The organism is Psychroserpens sp. Hel_I_66 (genome assembly GCF_000799465.1).
Taxonomy (GTDB): domain Bacteria; phylum Bacteroidota; class Bacteroidia; order Flavobacteriales; family Flavobacteriaceae; genus Psychroserpens.
The window spans coordinates 48,802-65,210 of sequence record NZ_JUGU01000001.1; the positions used below are offsets into that span (position 1 = coordinate 48,802).

At 33.6% G+C, this 16,409-nt stretch carries 14 protein-coding genes; 2 read left to right on the plus strand and 12 right to left on the minus strand.

What is annotated here, in order from left to right:
• Positions 1–28: 28 nt before the first annotated feature.
• The 8 genes from GQ40_RS00235 to GQ40_RS00270 form a co-directional block, all read right to left on the minus strand.
• Complete coding sequence (locus tag GQ40_RS00235) at positions 29–1,240, minus strand: Nramp family divalent metal transporter (RefSeq protein WP_047544696.1); 1,212 nt, start codon at positions 1,238–1,240, stop codon at positions 29–31.
• The gene (locus GQ40_RS00240) at positions 1,240–1,788 is read right to left on the minus strand and encodes an RNA polymerase sigma factor (protein ID WP_047544698.1); all 549 of its coding nucleotides are present in this window, start codon (positions 1,786–1,788) and stop codon (positions 1,240–1,242) included. The genes GQ40_RS00235 and GQ40_RS00240 overlap by 1 nt, the downstream gene beginning before the upstream one ends.
• The gene (locus tag GQ40_RS00245; RefSeq protein ID WP_047544699.1) at positions 1,779–2,891 is read right to left on the minus strand and encodes a glycosyltransferase; all 1,113 of its coding nucleotides are present in this window, start codon (positions 2,889–2,891) and stop codon (positions 1,779–1,781) included. The genes GQ40_RS00240 and GQ40_RS00245 overlap by 10 nt, the downstream gene beginning before the upstream one ends.
• 3 nt (positions 2,892–2,894) lie before the next feature.
• Positions 2,895–3,101 (minus strand): membrane or secreted protein, encoded by a 207-nt coding sequence (locus GQ40_RS00250; RefSeq protein WP_047544700.1) that lies wholly within the window; start codon positions 3,099–3,101, stop codon positions 2,895–2,897.
• A gap of 133 nt (positions 3,102–3,234) precedes the next feature.
• The gene (locus GQ40_RS00255) at positions 3,235–4,038 is read right to left on the minus strand and encodes a hypothetical protein (protein ID WP_047544701.1); all 804 of its coding nucleotides are present in this window, start codon (positions 4,036–4,038) and stop codon (positions 3,235–3,237) included.
• A gap of 2 nt (positions 4,039–4,040) precedes the next feature.
• Positions 4,041–4,580: an RNA polymerase sigma factor gene (locus GQ40_RS00260; protein WP_047544703.1), complete on the minus strand. Its 540-nt coding sequence runs from the start codon at positions 4,578–4,580 to the stop codon at positions 4,041–4,043.
• Positions 4,581–4,818: 238 nt separating this feature from the next.
• Complete coding sequence (murB, locus tag GQ40_RS00265) at positions 4,819–5,832, minus strand: UDP-N-acetylmuramate dehydrogenase (RefSeq protein WP_047544705.1); 1,014 nt, start codon at positions 5,830–5,832, stop codon at positions 4,819–4,821.
• Entirely contained in the window at positions 5,832–7,022 is a 1,191-nt protein-coding gene (locus GQ40_RS00270) for a pyridoxal phosphate-dependent aminotransferase (protein WP_047544707.1), read from the minus strand. Before GQ40_RS00270 ends, murB begins: the two co-directional genes overlap by 1 nt.
• A 109-nt stretch (positions 7,023–7,131) precedes the next feature.
• On the opposite strand from GQ40_RS00270, the gene GQ40_RS00275 reads away from it, so the two are divergent.
• Complete coding sequence (locus GQ40_RS00275; protein ID WP_047544709.1) at positions 7,132–8,487, plus strand: aspartyl protease family protein; 1,356 nt, start codon at positions 7,132–7,134, stop codon at positions 8,485–8,487.
• A 32-nt stretch (positions 8,488–8,519) separates the two neighbouring features.
• Here the strand turns inward: GQ40_RS00275 and GQ40_RS00280 are convergent, their stop codons facing one another.
• On the minus strand, positions 8,520–8,945 hold the full coding sequence (locus GQ40_RS00280; RefSeq protein ID WP_047544710.1) for a DUF1573 domain-containing protein: 426 nt from the start codon (positions 8,943–8,945) through the stop codon (positions 8,520–8,522).
• A 186-nt stretch (positions 8,946–9,131) separates the two neighbouring features.
• On the opposite strand from GQ40_RS00280, the gene GQ40_RS00285 reads away from it, so the two are divergent.
• Positions 9,132–11,765: a valine--tRNA ligase gene (locus GQ40_RS00285; RefSeq protein WP_047551204.1), complete on the plus strand. Its 2,634-nt coding sequence runs from the start codon at positions 9,132–9,134 to the stop codon at positions 11,763–11,765.
• 63 nt (positions 11,766–11,828) lie between these two features.
• On the opposite strand, the gene rodA is transcribed toward GQ40_RS00285, so the two are convergent.
• The 3 genes from rodA to mreC form a co-directional block, all read right to left on the minus strand.
• Positions 11,829–13,112, minus strand: a complete 1,284-nt coding sequence (gene rodA / locus GQ40_RS00290) for a rod shape-determining protein RodA (RefSeq protein ID WP_047544711.1) — start codon at positions 13,110–13,112, stop codon at positions 11,829–11,831.
• 2 nt (positions 13,113–13,114) lie between these two features.
• On the minus strand, positions 13,115–15,067 hold the full coding sequence (gene mrdA, locus GQ40_RS00295; RefSeq protein WP_052184097.1) for a penicillin-binding protein 2: 1,953 nt from the start codon (positions 15,065–15,067) through the stop codon (positions 13,115–13,117).
• A gap of 495 nt (positions 15,068–15,562) precedes the next feature.
• Entirely contained in the window at positions 15,563–16,393 is an 831-nt protein-coding gene (gene mreC / locus GQ40_RS00305) for a rod shape-determining protein MreC (RefSeq protein ID WP_047544717.1), read from the minus strand.
• Between the last annotated feature and the right edge of the window lie 16 nt (positions 16,394–16,409).

The following is a 16,409-nucleotide window of genomic DNA, read 5'->3' on the forward strand; positions in this document are numbered from 1 at the left end:
AGATACAAAGTATATTGTTAATGACTTGTTATAATATGCTAAGATACCAGATGCAGAATCCTATTAAAAAAATAATTCCCAACCAACTTAAAACATGAAGTTTTATGCTTGGTTGCCATTCTTTAGGAGTGTGTTTGCTACTAATTAATCTATAGTTGATTATAGCATAGAAGGGTGCGGTTAGAAAAGATAATACAGTAGCTATTTTGATGAGTAATCCCATTTCAGACTTAAGAAAAAAGAAAATTATAATTGTTCCAAAAATTAAAACTAAAATCCAAAACAAATAAGATTTTTTGGAAAGTTTACCAAATAGGAGCTGAGTTGTTTTTTCCATGGCTCTGGGTGATGCGTCAAGAGTTGTTAGTGTGGTGCTAAACATGGTTGTAAATGCTGCAATACCAATGATAATGTATGACCAATTACCCAAATTTTTTGTGTACATTGAAATTAATTGGTTAGAGAATTCACCAGCTTTATCACTAAACGTTTCTCCACTTTGAAACATGACCATTGCTCCCAACCCTAAAAAGCCCAAACCTAGAATGATTGTAGCAAAGTAGCCAACGTTAAAATCAAAGAGGGTAGATTTTACGGTGTATTCTGGATTGGATTTCTGTTTTTCTATGGCCCAAAGTGAATGCCATATAGAAATATCTAAAGGAGCAGGCATCCAGCCCATAAATGCTATTAAAAAGCCAAATTGAGCGGTCTCAGGAAACACTTGGCTAAATGATATAGGCTCTGCGGTATTGTGAAATGCAAATCCAACAGCTATTAAGGTGCTTATGGTTAGCGTTATGATGATGAACTTCATGAGTTTGTCCAAAAAACTGTATTTACCAATGATCAAGATGAAAAAACAGATGGCTAGAATGATCACCGTCCAAGTTTCCGTAGAAATAAAATCACCAAAAATAGAGGTTGCCAATCCTGCTGTAACAATGGTGACCGCAGTTTGTATAGTAAACATGGTTGCAAACGTGAGAACAAAATAGGCTATCAAAACTCCTTTGCCTAATTTTCTATAACCATCTAAAAGTGTTTCGCCAGTTGCCATAGCGTACCGTGGACCAAATTGAAAAAAGGGATATTTAAATAGGTTGACTAAAAGTAAAGCCCAAATTAATCCGAAGCCAAAATCTGCACCTGCTCTAGTAGATTGAACAAGATGTGATACACCAATTGCAGCGCCTGCAAATAATAATCCTGGACCTATTTTTTTAAAGCTAAGCTTCATTATTCTTTTTTAATAATCTCTGCAAGAAGTTTTTTTGCGCGTAAGAGTTTCACTTTTATATTGTTGATGGGCTCATCTACTTGTAAGGAAATTTCTTTGTAGCTTAATTCTTGAAAATATCTCAAGTTAATAACTTCCTGATAATGAGGTTTTAATTTTTTAATGTCTCGAAGTAATTTTGCGAGATTTTGCTCGGTAATTAATATATCCTCTGGTGATGGTGACTCATCAATTATAGTGTAGTAATCTTTTTCTTCATCTGTATTGGAATGACTGTAAATGCTGGACTTCTGTTTTCTTAGTAAGTCAATATGAATATTCTTTGAAATGGTGACAAGCCATGTTGAAAATTCATATTTATCATTATAGGTATCAATTTTATCGAATGCTTTTGAAAACGTCTGGATGGTAATATCTTCAGCATCATTTTCGTTTTCTGTACGTTTTAGTTGAAATCCATAAACAGTATTCCAAAACGAATCTAACAAAAAATTAAAGGCAATCTGATCATTTTTCTTGGCTTTTTCTATGGCGTCTTTTACTTCCAATGGGTAGGTTTTGATGAGAGATTTTTTATAAATATAAAGAATTGGATAACAATCAATACTATTTCTAGAAATGGAAGATAGAGAACTAAATCTTTTTCGGTTAATTTTTTTGCAATCCCATATAAAACAGAATATTGAACAATAAACCTCAAAGCTATTAATACGATTACGATTTGCCATTGGTGCATAACAGCCATTAGCGTTATTGCCAAGATCCAAAATAAAACTTGGGAAATGTAAAATAACCCTAATGCGATTTTATGTTTTGACTTATAATGATTGGCAGTGCTAATGTGACGTCGCTTCTGTAATAGCCAGGTTTTGAAGGTTTTCTTCGGAATGGAGTGTGTGAAACTTTCCGTAGAAATACAAATAGCAGTATTTTTATTTGTAGCAATTTCATTTACAAATAAATCGTCATCTCCCGAAGCTATTTTCATATGGCTCATAAACCCTTTGGCTTCATAAAATAAGTCTTTGGTGTATGCTAAATTCCTTCCAACTGCCATATATGGTTCACCAATATGTGCATATGAAAAATATTGAACAGCAGTGATAAAAGTTTCAAACCTAATTAATAGATTTAATAGTGAGCCTTTAGTTTTTTGATAAGCTCCATAGCCAATAACCAAAGATTTTTGGTTATCAAATTGACCGCTCATTTCACTGATCCAGTTTTTTGAATTTGGTACGCAATCGGCATCTGTAAACAGTAAATGATTGTATTTTGCAGCTTTTATGCCTAGAGTGAGTGCGTATTTTTTGTTTCCCCAAAAGGCTTCAATGGGTTTGACATTGACTATTTTTATGTTAGAATGTTCCTTTTTAAACCCTTCCATTACCTTAAGTGTCTTGTCTGTTGAGGAGTCATTTATCAAAACCACCTCAAACTGTTTATAAGACTGTGATAATATTTTGGGAAGATTGTTTTTTAGATTTTGGGCTTCGTTTTTAGCGCAAATTATGATAGAAATTGGGTGTTCTAACTGAGACTTCTTTTTTTGCTTAAAGGATAGAAAACGACCAAAAATAATTCCGTAGAAAATAAGTTGAACACTTATTATGAAAATAAAAGTGTAAAAGAGAACCGTAAAAATTAGCATTAACTATGATGCGTGTTGAGGTTCGTTACAATTATCGAATTGGTCTGGAGTTTTTCCGCAGAAACCACAGGCATCACCATCTTTATTGAGCATTGGGTTTTGACTTGCGCATGTACCTGCAAATTTACCGTCTTTTTTAGCCCAAATTTTAATAGCTATTCCTGCAACACCTATTCCTAAAAGAAATAATGTAATAAGTAAAAGTTTCATTTGTTTTAATTATTTGTACAAAGGTAAATATTTTGAATGGCTTTTCAATGCATTTATACAATTTGAAAATTAGGATAAAAAAAAAGCCATTTTTGAATTTTCAAAAATGGCTTTTTGTGGAATTAACGTGCTATTAATTGTTTTTTGTCTTTAATTCTATTTCTGCTACTTCTTCATCATCAATAGCGTTGGTTTCATTACCTTTTTTAGATCCAATTCGTATGCTCAAACCAAGTGCGTCTTTCATATACTTAAGTGATTGCATCTTTTTTTCTGAAGGATCCAAAATTCCAAGGCTAACAAGGTCTTCTTCCATTTTTGCGAAAACTTCATAAAATTGGTCTTTATCTAATTGTGGTAAAGACACAACATCTATCATGGAGGTTTTTTCTACAGCATTGATATAAGCTACAGTTTTTAAATTTTTAGCTCTTGAATTTCCTCTCAAAACATATTTTTCTGTTTCGGGATTGTTCAATTTCATGAACTGACGCATCACGTCATCAAGCTTTTCATTATTGTTATCGATATCTTTTCTTAGGTCAAAAACTTCTTCAACTACGACTTGGTTTTCTCTAAGTAATTCTTGGTTTTGTTGGTACATCATAAATGCTGTGCCAGCAAATAATAGTGCGACAACGCTTGCAGCAATACTATACCAAGGTGTGCGTCTACGTGAAGTTTCCATTTTGATAACTGGAATAGATGTTTTTTCAACTTCATCTAAAATATTATCTAAAATAAATTTAGGTGCTTCTTTTGCATCTGCTTTAGCTAAGATTTCAAGATTATTCTGTAATCTCAAATATTCGCTTTCAACTTCAGGATAAGTGTCAATGTAGTGTTCTACCTTCAGACTATCTGAAGTAGTGATTTCATCTAGTATATACTTTTCAAGTAAACCAGACTGAAAAAAGTTATGTATTTTTTTTTCCATTTTTATTCGGTTTCTGGATCATAAACCTTTTTAAGTTCTCTTAATCCAATTTTTAATCTAGACTTAATTGTACCCAATGGTATATCTAATTCTTCACTTGCTTCTTGTTGGGTCATGCCCTCAAAAAATAAAGCTTTTAGCACTATTTGATACTTTTCGTCCAATCTAGCAACATGCTCTTTTAAATCGATAACATCTTGATTTAAATTTGCTGTTGGTAAGATATATACGTTTGATTTATCAATTTGGACTTCTTTCTCAAATCTATTATTAAAACTTCTTAATTTGTCTATTGCGGTATTTTTTGCAATTCTGTAAAGCCAAGTGAATAATTTTGCTTTTTTGGAATCGTATTTTTTAGCGTTTTTCCAAACTTTTATAAATGTTTCTTGGAGAGCATCTTGTGCGATTTCTTCATTAATAGTAACTTTTAAAATAACACCATAAAGACTGTCTGCATAATTTTCATAAAGAAGATTCAATGCTTTTTTATCGCCTTTGCCAAGCAATTCTACTATTTGCTTTTCTATTGGAGTACTCAAAAATTTTAAAAGTTAAAAAAAGTTAAAAAAAATAAATTTTAAAACGTCCAAAAATAAATTTCAATCGTATATAAATTAAAGTAGGGTAAAATTAGTAAAATATTATCAACATTAGAATTTAATCCATTTAACATAAATTTTTTGTGGAATAGAATTTTTCTTCCTTAAAGAAAATTGATTAATAGCATTTTCAAAACTATTCTATAGAAAAAAAGCCCTAATGATTTGGGGCTTTTTTTTATACAATATTGACTTCTGCCTCGATATCAATATTGAAAATTCGATGTACTGTTTTTTGTATTAGTTTTGAGAGTGCTAGAATTTCAGTTCCCGTAGCTCCTCCATAATTAACCAAGACAAGCGCTTGATTTTTGTGAACACCATAATTACCAAATGTTTTACCTTTAAAACCAGCTTTTTCTATGAGCCAACCTGCAGGTATTTTTACTTCTTTTTCTGAAACATTATAATGAGGTACCTCTTTAAAATTCAGTTGAAGTTTTGAAAATTCCTCAATTGAAATTACCGGATTTTTAAAGAAACTACCAGAATTTCCGATTTCCTTTGGATTTGGAAGTTTGCTCTCTCTAATTACGATTACTGCTTTAGAGATATCTTGTATTGTGGGTTCATCAATATTCCATTCTTTTAACTGAGAGCTAATTGCACCATAATTGGTGTGTAATTTATGATTTGCTGTACTCAATTTAAAAACCACGCTAACAATAATGTATTTTCCTTTTGCCTGTTGCTTAAAAATTGAATTTCTATAATCAAATTGACACGTATTTTTATCAAATGTTTCAATTTCTAAAGTTTTTAAATTTAGAGCATCACAGGATTGAAACGTGTCTTTTAACTCTACACCATAGGCACCAATATTTTGAATTGGGCTTGTGCCAACATTACCAGGAATGAGTGAAAGATTTTCCAAACCTCCAAAATCGTGTTCTAAAGTCCATAATACAAATTCATGCCAATTTTCACCAGCATTACATTTAATAAATACGTCATCTTCGGTTTTTGAAATGATCTCTTTCCCTTTTAAGTCTAAATGAATAACAAGGGCATCAATATCTTTGGTGAGCAACATGTTGCTGCCACCTCCTAAAATGAATTTTTGTGGATCGTTTTCCGAAGAAAAAATAGCAATTAAGTCTTCTAGGGTATTTACCGATACAAACTTCTTTGCATTGACGTCTATCCCAAATGTGTTGTAGGGTTTTAAGGATATGTTTTTGAGTATTTGCACTAGTCTTTATAAACTTTTAATGCTTCTTTTAAAATGTATACTGCTTTTCTAAGACTGTTGGTATTGAGAACATACGCAATACGAATTTGGTTTAATCCCACGCCAGGAGTACTGTAAAATCCTGCAGCTGGAGCAACCATAATCGTCTCACCATCAACATCAAAAGATTCTAGTAACCATTGGGCAAAAGCGTCACTGTTTTTTATTGGGAGCTGAGCAATACAATAAAAAGCGCCTTTTGGATTTGCGACTTGAACGCCATCTATTTTTTTTAGTTCTTCGACCAAGACGTTTCTTCTCTCTACATATTCTTCAATAACATCATCAAAATAACTTTGAGGAGTTTCCAAAGCAGCTTCACTTGCGATTTGTGCTAAAGTAGGTGGACTTAGTCTTGCCTGTGCAAATTTCAAAACCGTTTTTATAACATCCTTATTTCTAGATACCAGACAACCTATTCTTGCACCGCACATGCTGTAGCGTTTAGATACAGAATCTATTACAATGGCATAATCATCTAACCCTTCTTCTTGTAAAATAGAGTGATGTTTTGCGCCTTCGTAAGCAAATTCCCTATACACTTCATCTGCAATTAAAAATAAATCGTGTTTTTTTACAATGCTCGCAAGTTTTTTTATTTCTTCTTCGGAATAGAGATAACCAGTTGGGTTTCCTGGATTGCAAATAAGGATTGCTTTTGTTTTTGGTGTGATTAGTTTTTCAAATTCCTCAATTGGAGGTAATGCAAAATTATCTTCAATTTTGGATATCACAGGAACAACCGTTACTCCAGATGCTGTAGAAAAACCATTGTAATTGGCGTAAAATGGCTCTGGTATAATAACTTCGTCACCTACATCCATTACACTACCAAATGAAAATAAAAGTGCCTCACTACCACCAGTTGTCACGATGATCTCGTCATGTTGGACATGAATGTCGTTTTTAGCGTAATAATTAGCGATTTTTTTTCGGTAAGCTTCAGATCCTTCAGAGCGCGTGTAGGCTAAAATATCAAGAGAGTGAACTCTTACAGCATCTAACGCGACTTGAGGCGTTTTAATATCTGGTTGCCCAATATTTAAATGATACACCGTTTTCCCTTCTTTATAAGCTTGTTCAGCATACGGGACTAATTTACGTATCGGTGATTCTGGCATTGAAACGCCCTTCTTTGATATTTTTGGCATAATTGTAATTTTAGATTGTAAAGTTCTGAAAATAATCTTAAATTATATTTAAAATGCTCTACGAAAAATATAATATAAAGTTAAGATTTGTAACTTGTCTGTAATGTTTATGAATTTCAATAAAAAAACTAGCCTTTTAATTTGTGTTCTACTTTTGGGTATTTCGTTTTCATTTGGACAAGGACGATTTAATTTGATTGATAAAAAGTATGACAAGATTAAATTCGAATTGATTAATAACCTTATTGTCTTACCAATAGAAATTAATGGAGTTGAGTTATCTTTTCTTTTAGACACTGGTGTAAGTAAGCCTATCCTGTTTAATATAGCCAATACAGACTCTCTTCAAATGAATAATGTTGAGACCATTTTCCTGCGTGGTCTGGGCGCTGGTGAAACTGTAAAAGCACTTAGGTCTAAAGGGAATTTCTTAAAAATAGGAGATGCAATTAATGTGAATCAAGAACTCTACGTGGTTTTTGATCAAGAAATTAATTTTACCCCAAGTTTAGGTGTGCCAGTGCATGGCATTATAGGCTATAGCTTGTTCAAGGATTTTATAGTGGAAATAAATTACAGGTCCAAATATTTAAAATTGAATAATAGAGAAGACTACAGTTATAAATCCTGTAAAAAATGTGAGTCATTTAACCTTTCCTTTCATAATAATAAACCATATGTAGACGCTAAGGTAACTCTAGGAAAACAAGAATTGCCAGTTCGGCTTCTTATAGATACAGGAAGTAGCGATGCCTTATGGTTGTTCGAGGATGATGATTTGGGGATATCGTCTAAAATCAATAATTATTTTTATGATTTTCTAGGCAGAGGCTTGAGTGGCAACGTACATGGTAAAAGGTCTAAAATTGGTGCTTTTCAAATTGGAAGTTTTGTTTTGAATGAGGTTAATACAGCTTTTCCGGACTCATCTGCTATCATGCAAGCTAGAAGAATTGAAGATAGAAATGGGAGTTTATCTGCGGAAATTCTAAAACGCTTTAATATCATTTTCGATTATGAAAAGGCCAAGATGACATTAAAAAAGAACAGTAATTTCAAGTCAGAATTTAGATATAATAGAAGCGGTATCGTTTTAGAGCAACGTGGCTTTAGAGTAGTACAAGAGGTTTTTGAGAAAAAGAGATTAGATAATTATGGTCGTTCAAACGACGATAATATTGTTATAAATTCTACAAAAACTTACCAAATGGGACTAAAACCAGCCTATACAGTCATTGAGGTAAGAGAAGGTTCTCCAGCACAAAAAGCAGGATTGTTAGCAGGAGATATGGTGATTTCTATTAATGGTAAACAATCATACGAGTTAAAACTACAAGAGGTCACAAATTATTTTAGAGGGAAAATAGGTAAAACGATTAAGCTTAAAATTCAGCGAGAAAACCAAATTATTGCTGCTGAATTTAAATTAGAAGATGTATTCAAAAAAAAAGAACCCCAAAATTAAGGAGTTCTTTTATAATATTTCAAAATGTAATTTTATTGCTCCATTACACTTTTACTAGTTTTTTCTAAAACACTAGTTTTGCTAGGATCTACAACTAAACCTTTTATTTTTAAAGCTACTGTTGGTGTATCTGCATTAGATGTAACAGTAATTGTTTTTCTAATAGGATTTACTCTATTAGTATCATACTTAACTTCAATTTTTCCAGTTTCACCAGGTAAAATTGGTCCATCTGGTTTTTTAGGCACAGTACAACCACAAGTTGACTTCACGTTGGATATGATTAAAGGTGCATTACCAGTATTGATAAATTCAAATGTTCTTACGCCATCAGAGCCTTTCTCGATAGTTCCGTAGTCTATAACATCGCTTTTAAATTCTATTTTTGCTACTTTTTCTTGAGCAAATGCTCCAAAGCTTAAAAAAGCCACACATAAAATTGCTACTAATTTTTTCATCATTTTAGTTTTAAATTGATACTTTCAAAATTACTTACTTTTTACGATTCTGCAAAATAAATTAGTTGTATGACCTCTTAATTAACATTAATTGATATTTAAGTGTTCATTATTTCTACTATTCATTTCACGAAAAAAGAAATATAAGTACTTTTGTCTGTTATAATGCAAAAACAATACCAAAGCATGGAAATTCCATCAAAATATTCAGCGCAATCAGTAGAAAGTAAATGGTACGATTACTGGATGTCACATAATTATTTTCATTCAACTCCAGATGAGAGAGAACCATATACAATTGTAATTCCGCCACCAAACGTAACCGGAATCTTGCATATGGGGCATATGTTGAATAATACTATTCAAGATGTATTAATTCGTCGTGCGCGTTTACAGGGTAAAAACGCCTGTTGGGTTCCCGGTACAGATCATGCTTCTATTGCTACAGAAGCAAAGGTAGTCGCAAAATTGAAAGCTCAAGGCATTGATAAAAACAATCTATCTCGTGAAGAATTTCTAAAACACGCTTGGGATTGGACCGAAGAATATGGAGGCGTTATTTTAGAACAACTAAAAAAATTAGGCTGTTCATGTGATTGGGATCGTACCAAGTTTACGATGGATGATGATATGAGTGAAGCTGTAATCAAGGTGTTTGTCGATTTACACAACAAAGGTTTGATTTACAGAGGCTACCGCATGGTTAATTGGGATCCTGAGGCTAAAACAACATTGTCTGATGAAGAAGTAGTTCATGTTGAAAAACAAGGGTTATTGTATTATTTAGAATATAAAATAGAAGGTAGCGATGAAAAGTTAACCATTGCGACCACACGTCCAGAAACCATTTTTGGCGATACAGCCATCTGTATCAATCCAACAGATGAGCGTTTTAAGCACTTACAGGGTAAAAAAGCGATTGTTCCTATCTGCGGAAGGATTATTCCAATTATCGAAGATGAATATGTTGATTTAGAATTTGGGACAGGCTGCCTAAAAGTAACACCTGCTCATGACGAAAATGACAAAGTTTTAGGAGATAAGCATGATCTCGAAGTGATCGATATCTTTAATGATGATGCGAGTTTGAATAGCTTCGGAATGCATTATGAGGGACAAGATCGTTTTGTCGTTAGAAAAGCAATTACAAAAGAGCTGGAAGCTTCTGGAGTTTTAATAAAAACCGAAAATCATGTTAATAAAGTAGGAACGTCAGAACGTACAAAAGCAGTCATTGAACCGCGATTGAGCGATCAATGGTTCCTTAAAATGGAAGATTTGGCTAAGCCTGCAATTGATGCAGTGTTAAAAAATGGTGACGTAAAACTGTTTCCGAAGAAATTTGAAAATACTTATAGACACTGGATGGAGAATATTCGCGACTGGAATATCTCACGACAATTACTTTGGGGACAACAAATTCCTGCGTATTTCTATGGCGACGGAAAAGAAGATTATGTTGTTGCTGAAAATATTGAGGAAGCAGTAAAACTTGCAAGAAAAGCAACCAATAACGAAAATTTAAAAGCAGAGAATCTTCGTCAAGATACCGATGCTTTAGACACTTGGTTCTCTTCATGGCTTTGGCCAATGAGTGTTTTTGACGGAATTAGAAATCCGGAAAACGAAGAAATCAAATATTACTATCCAACCAATGATCTAGTTACAGGTCCAGATATTTTATTCTTTTGGGTAGCACGTATGATAATTGCAGGTTACGAATATAGAGACGAAAGACCTTTTGAAAATGTATATCTCACAGGATTAGTTAGGGATAAGCAAAGACGAAAAATGTCTAAATCACTAGGAAATTCTCCAGATGCCTTAAAATTGATTGAAGATTATGGCGCAGATGGTGTTCGTGTTGGTTTATTGCTGAGTTCTGCAGCAGGAAATGATTTAATGTTTGATGAAGAATTATGCCAGCAAGGAAAACAGTTTGCTAACAAAATATGGAATGCCTTTAGATTGGTTCAAGGTTGGGAAGTAGATAAAACAATCGATCAACCTAAATCAAGCGCCATAGCTCTAGAGTGGTTTGAATCTAAATTTCAGCAAACACTATTAGAAATCGAAGACCACTTTAGTAAATATAGATTAAGTGATGCTTTAATGGCAACTTATAAATTAATTTGGGATGATTTTGCATCATGGCTATTAGAAATTATCAAACCCGCTTACCAGCAGCCTATTGATGCAAAAACTTTAGAAAGTACAAACGCGATTTTTGAAAATATTCTCAAAATATTACATCCGTTTATGCCTTTCTTAACTGAAGAGATTTGGCATTACATCAAAGAACGTAGTCCAGAAGAAGCATTGATTATTTCGACTTGGCCAAAAGCTAACCCGATTAATGAAGAATTGATTTCAGAATTTGATTTTGCTTCGGAAGTGATTACTGGTATTAGAAACATTAGAACTCAAAAAAATATCGCATTTAAGGATGCGATAGGATTTTCAGTAGTAAACAACGAAAAGGTAGCGACTACTTTTGATGAAGTTATTGCTAAGTTGGGTAATCTAGAGAGTTTTGAATATGTTACAGAACCTGTTGAAGGAGCACTTACCTATCGCGTAAAGTCTAACGAATATTTTATCCCAATGGAAGGAAGTATCGACGTAGAGGCAGAAATAAAAAAATTAACCGAAGAGTTAAATTATACTGAAGGTTTTTTAAAGTCTGTACAAAAGAAATTGTCAAATGAACGTTTTGTAGCTGGAGCACCAGAGCAAGTTGTAGCAGCAGAAAAGAATAAGGAAGCAGATGCTTTAGCTAAGATTGAAACTATTAAATCAAGTTTGGAGAGTTTAAAATAATAAATATAAATATGCAATAATTAAACCTGCAGGACTTTAATCTTGTAGGTTTTTTTTATGTAATTACCACTCATTAATCTTATTACTATCCAACTTCACAAAAATGAAAAGTAAAATAGTAAAGCCCCAAAGTCCGGAACCTCCATAACTAAAAAAGGGTAGAGGAATCCCAACTGTTGGGATCAATCCCATCACCATTCCTGTATTTATCGTAAAATGAATAAATAAAATAGAGGCGACGCCATACCCATAAACACGACTAAATTGCGACTTCTGCGATTCCGCCAAAAAGAGAACTCTTATGATCAGGCTCATAAATAAAATGACCACTAAAGTACTTCCTAAAAATCCCCATTCTTCCCCAACGGTACTAAAAATATAATCGGTTTCTTGTTCTGGTACGAATTTGCCTGTTGTTCTTGTGCCTTGCATAAAACCTTTACCAGTCAATCCTCCAGAGCTAATTGCTTGCTCAGACTGGATGAGGTTGTACGCCTCCTCCTTTTTCATTTTCTCAAGTTTGATTGGATCTTTTTCCAAGCGCAACCAAAGACTAATTCTATTTTGTTGGTGAGGTTTTAATACATGTTCGTAAAACATTCTTACACCAGCAGAAAATGACACGCAAACCAGTAATATGACTATGTATTGAATTATTGAGGTACGCTTTTTTCTTCGGAAAAAGTAAGTCCCAACAATTATCAATGCAGCAGCCATTGCTGTTATCAATATTCCAAATTTTAGGGCAAGTACCGCCAAAATAATAGCAGATATTGCAATAGCTAAATAAATTTGTTGAAGGCCTTCTCTATAAAAAACAAAGAAAAAAGAAGCATAGACAATTGTGCTTCCTGCATCATTTTGAAGTAATATTAAAACAGCAGGTAATATAATAATACCAACTGCCCTTAATTGATCCTTCATGGTATTCATATCGGTTTGCAAATCGCTCATATATTTGGCGAGCGCCAAAGCGGTGGCAAATTTTGCAAACTCACTGGGCTGAAGCGTCATACTTCCTATACCATACCATGATCTAGCGCCATTGATATCTTTTCCGAAGAAAAATAAACCAACGAGAGCCAACATAGCGAAGATATAAATCACACTCGCAAAACGTTCATAAAATTTGGCTTCAACCGACAGAATGAGAACAATGAGTACGAACGTTAGGCCAATAAATACAGCCTGTTTACCGTACAATTGACTCATGTCGAAATAGTTTACAATATCGCCCTCGTGGGATGCAGACATGATATTGATCCAGCCAAAACCAATTAGAAGTAAAAATAAAATAATTGTAATCCAGTCAAACCCAAATTTTCTTTGCTGCTCTCTGCTATGCATGATTATAATTTAGGGGTATTTGAATCGATGTTGATTGAATTGTTTAGATCATTGTCGTCTTGAGACTTAACTTTGTCAATGACTTGTAAACTGGTTTGACCATTGATTTTAAAAGGTTCTCCAGAGTAGGGTTTTGCATATTCGTTTTCTAAACTGTGGGTAAGAATCCAATTTTCCATATCTGTTCTGGTAATCTCACCTTTTATATATTTCTCAATCATTAAACTTGCCATTCTTCCTGCAAATCGGCTTCCCCAATATCCGTTTTCAACAAAAACCGCAATGGCGATTTTTGGATTGTCCTTTGGTGCAAAAGCCACAAAAATAGAGTGGTCTGTAAGTTGTGTTTTGACACTATCGATTTTTATGAAATTTTCTGCAGTTCCTGTTTTTCCGCAGATATCAATTCCAGGAATACGTAGAGAGGCTGCAGTTCCTTTATTGTATACATCAAACATACCTTGAACGACAGGTTCAAAATGTTGCTTGTCTATAGTGGTCTCTCTTTTGGTTGTATATTTACTTGGTATGGTGTCGTTTTCAATCTCTTTTATGATGTGAGGTGTGTAATAATAACCACGATTTCCAATGGCAGCTGCCATGTTTGCCAATTGTATTGGTGTTGCCTCGACTTCTCCTTGACCGATAGCGTTAGAAACAATGTAGGTTGAGCCCCAGCGATTGTCGCCATAAGCTCTATCGTAATAATCTCCATCTGGAATTCTTCCTTTTTGGCCAACTGGTAAATCGTAGCCCAGGTAATCTCCCAAACCGAAACTTCTGGCATGCTCTGCCCAAGTGTTCATCCCTTTTCCTGCGTCGTCGTATTTATCAATGATTTTTCGGTAAGCAGTCACAAAATAGGCGTTGCAGGATTGTGCTATACCTGCGTTCATATCAACCGGACTACTGTGATGGTGGCAGCCTGTTAATCTTCTGCTTCCATAGTAATAACCCATTCTACAGGTTACTTTATCCTGAGGATCCATAACATTTTCCTGAAGCGCAATAAGTGCATTGATCACTTTAAATGGCGATCCTGGAGGATATTGGGCTTGGAGACCTCTATCAAATAATGGCTTGGCAATACTGTCTCGAAATAGTTGTGTGAAATTTTTTGAACGATTTCTACCAACCAATAGGTTAGGGTTGTAGCTTGGTCCTGAAACGAGTGCTAAGATTTCTCCGTTTGAGGGATCAATAGCTACAATGCCACCTCGTTTATTTGTCATTAATAATTCGCCATATTTTTGGAGCTCTGCATCAATAGTAATTTTGATATCTCTTCCTGGCTGTGGCAAGGTATCAAACCTTCCATCTTTGTAGGGACCAATATTTTTGTTAAATCTATCTTTTTGAATAAATTTAATACCTTTTTTACCTCGAAGGATGTCTTCATAAGAGAGTTCAATACCTTGTTTGCCAATAAGATCGCCCAATCCATAATAAGGTTGTTTTTCTATGGTGCGTTGGTTGACTTCTCCCAAATCTCCTAAAACGTTGGCACCAATAGTAGTTTGATAATCACGTAATGATCTTTTCTGAATGTAAAAACCCTCAAATTTCCGCATTTTTTCCTGAAGCACTGCATAGTCCTTTTTGGACAATTGTGGTACAAAAGGAGATGGTAATCGAGGTGAATAATTTTTTGCTTTATTGTATTTTTTAATAAAATCCTCTTTTGTGATTTTTAAAAGTTTACAAAATTCCAACGTGTCTAAAGGCTCAACCTCTCTAGGTATGACCATAACGTCATATGAAGGTTGATTTGCTACTAGTAATTTTCCGTTTCTATCATAAACGTAACCTCTTTTAGGATAGTCAAAAACTTTTCTGATTGCGGTATCCTCATATAAACTGTATGCTTCTTGTTTATAAACTTGTAAATAGAATAATCTCGAGATAAATAGAAGACCTACGGTAATTACAGTTAATAAAAGTAGAATTTTTCTCATCGTTGTTTGTTACTGAAAAGTATTGAGATTAGGACACAGAGTATAATAGTGAAAATACTGGAAAATAACGTTTTTTGTAGAACTAAAATTATATTAGAAATGTTAAAAATTTCTAATAAGAACATTAAAAAATGGTGAATAAAAACAAGTATAGAGAAATAAATCACTCTATTGCCAAATTCGGTATTACTGAACTTAATTGTTTGATGTTCGTAAATCATCCCAAATGCAAATTTTAGAACAGGTGGTCTAATAAAAGCAATTGTAACACATGCTGCAGCATGAACACCTCCAGAATCTGAAAACAAATCAACAAAAAGTCCTAACAAAAAGCTTAAAAATATAAATAATGTACGGTTGTTATTTATTGGAAACAGAAGAATAAAAAGAATATAGGGATAGGGATTTATATTGCCCAAAAAGTTGATATTATTAAATATAAGTGCTTGCGCCAACACGAGCAAGACAAACCTAAAGATGCTATTTAGGGTTAAGCTATTCATCAATTGGGTTTTCTAAATTTTTTATTTCTTCGGAATCTAAATTTTCAATGATGTACACATGGGAAAGGTTCGTCATATCGTTAAATAAATTCACTTGTATGGTATAAGTATCTCCACTAATATCTAAAACAAAAGACTCAATAGTGCCAATAGGTATCCCTTTTGGAAATATCGTTGATTGACCACCAGTTATAATTGTGTCACCTTCTTTTACAGGAGCAAATTTTGAAATATCTATTAATTGAACAGTTGTTGCAGCGGTTTTACCATCCCAGACTAACGATCCAATATGATTGGATGCCTTTAATTGCGCATTGATTCGGCTTTTTGTGTTCAATACTGAAAGCACTCTTGCATAACCATTTGAAGTGTTATCAATAATACCAACAATACCCTTAGACGTAATGACGCCTAAATCTTCCTTTATTCCATTTTTCTCTCCTTTGTTGACTGTGAGGTAATTTTTGGTAGAAGCGTAATTGTTATTGATTATTTTTGCTGATTGTATTTTATAGCGACTACTGTAAGACACACTGTCAATAAATGTACTATTTGAAACTAACGAATCATTGTCATTTAAAAGCTTGGAACGTAGTCTGCTATTTTCTTCAATAAGAATCTCATTCTGGCTTTTTAAATCAAAATAATCTGAAATCCCACTGGCACTTTCATATATTCCGCCAGTTAAAAAATTAGAGGAGTTTATAAACTTGCTTTTATGGTAAGAATGTGATTGTATCGTTAGCGCTAATGAAATAGCAAACAGCAACAGAAACAAAAGGGACGTCTTGTTTCTAAGGACAAAGTTTATAATTTGTTGCATGCTAAGTTGTTAATCT

Coding starts and splice junctions, on each gene's coding strand:
- GQ40_RS00235 (WP_047544696.1), bottom strand. CDS start 1,240: ATGAAGCTTAGCTTTAAAAAAATAGGTCCAGGATTATTATTTGCAGGC.
- GQ40_RS00245 (WP_047544699.1), bottom strand. CDS start 2,891: ATGCTAATTTTTACGGTTCTCTTTTACACTTTTATTTTCATAATAAGT.
- GQ40_RS00250 (WP_047544700.1), bottom strand. CDS start 3,101: ATGAAACTTTTACTTATTACATTATTTCTTTTAGGAATAGGTGTTGCA.
- GQ40_RS00255 (WP_047544701.1), bottom strand. CDS start 4,038: ATGGAAAAAAAAATACATAACTTTTTTCAGTCTGGTTTACTTGAAAAG.
- GQ40_RS00270 (WP_047544707.1), bottom strand. CDS start 7,022: ATGCCAAAAATATCAAAGAAGGGCGTTTCAATGCCAGAATCACCGATA.
- GQ40_RS00275 (WP_047544709.1), top strand. CDS start 7,132: ATGAATTTCAATAAAAAAACTAGCCTTTTAATTTGTGTTCTACTTTTG.
- GQ40_RS00280 (WP_047544710.1), bottom strand. CDS start 8,945: ATGAAAAAATTAGTAGCAATTTTATGTGTGGCTTTTTTAAGCTTTGGA.
- GQ40_RS00285 (WP_047551204.1), top strand. CDS start 9,132: ATGGAAATTCCATCAAAATATTCAGCGCAATCAGTAGAAAGTAAATGG.
- rodA (WP_047544711.1), bottom strand. CDS start 13,112: ATGCATAGCAGAGAGCAGCAAAGAAAATTTGGGTTTGACTGGATTACA.
- mrdA (WP_052184097.1), bottom strand. CDS start 15,067: ATGAGAAAAATTCTACTTTTATTAACTGTAATTACCGTAGGTCTTCTA.
- mreC (WP_047544717.1), bottom strand. CDS start 16,393: ATGCAACAAATTATAAACTTTGTCCTTAGAAACAAGACGTCCCTTTTG.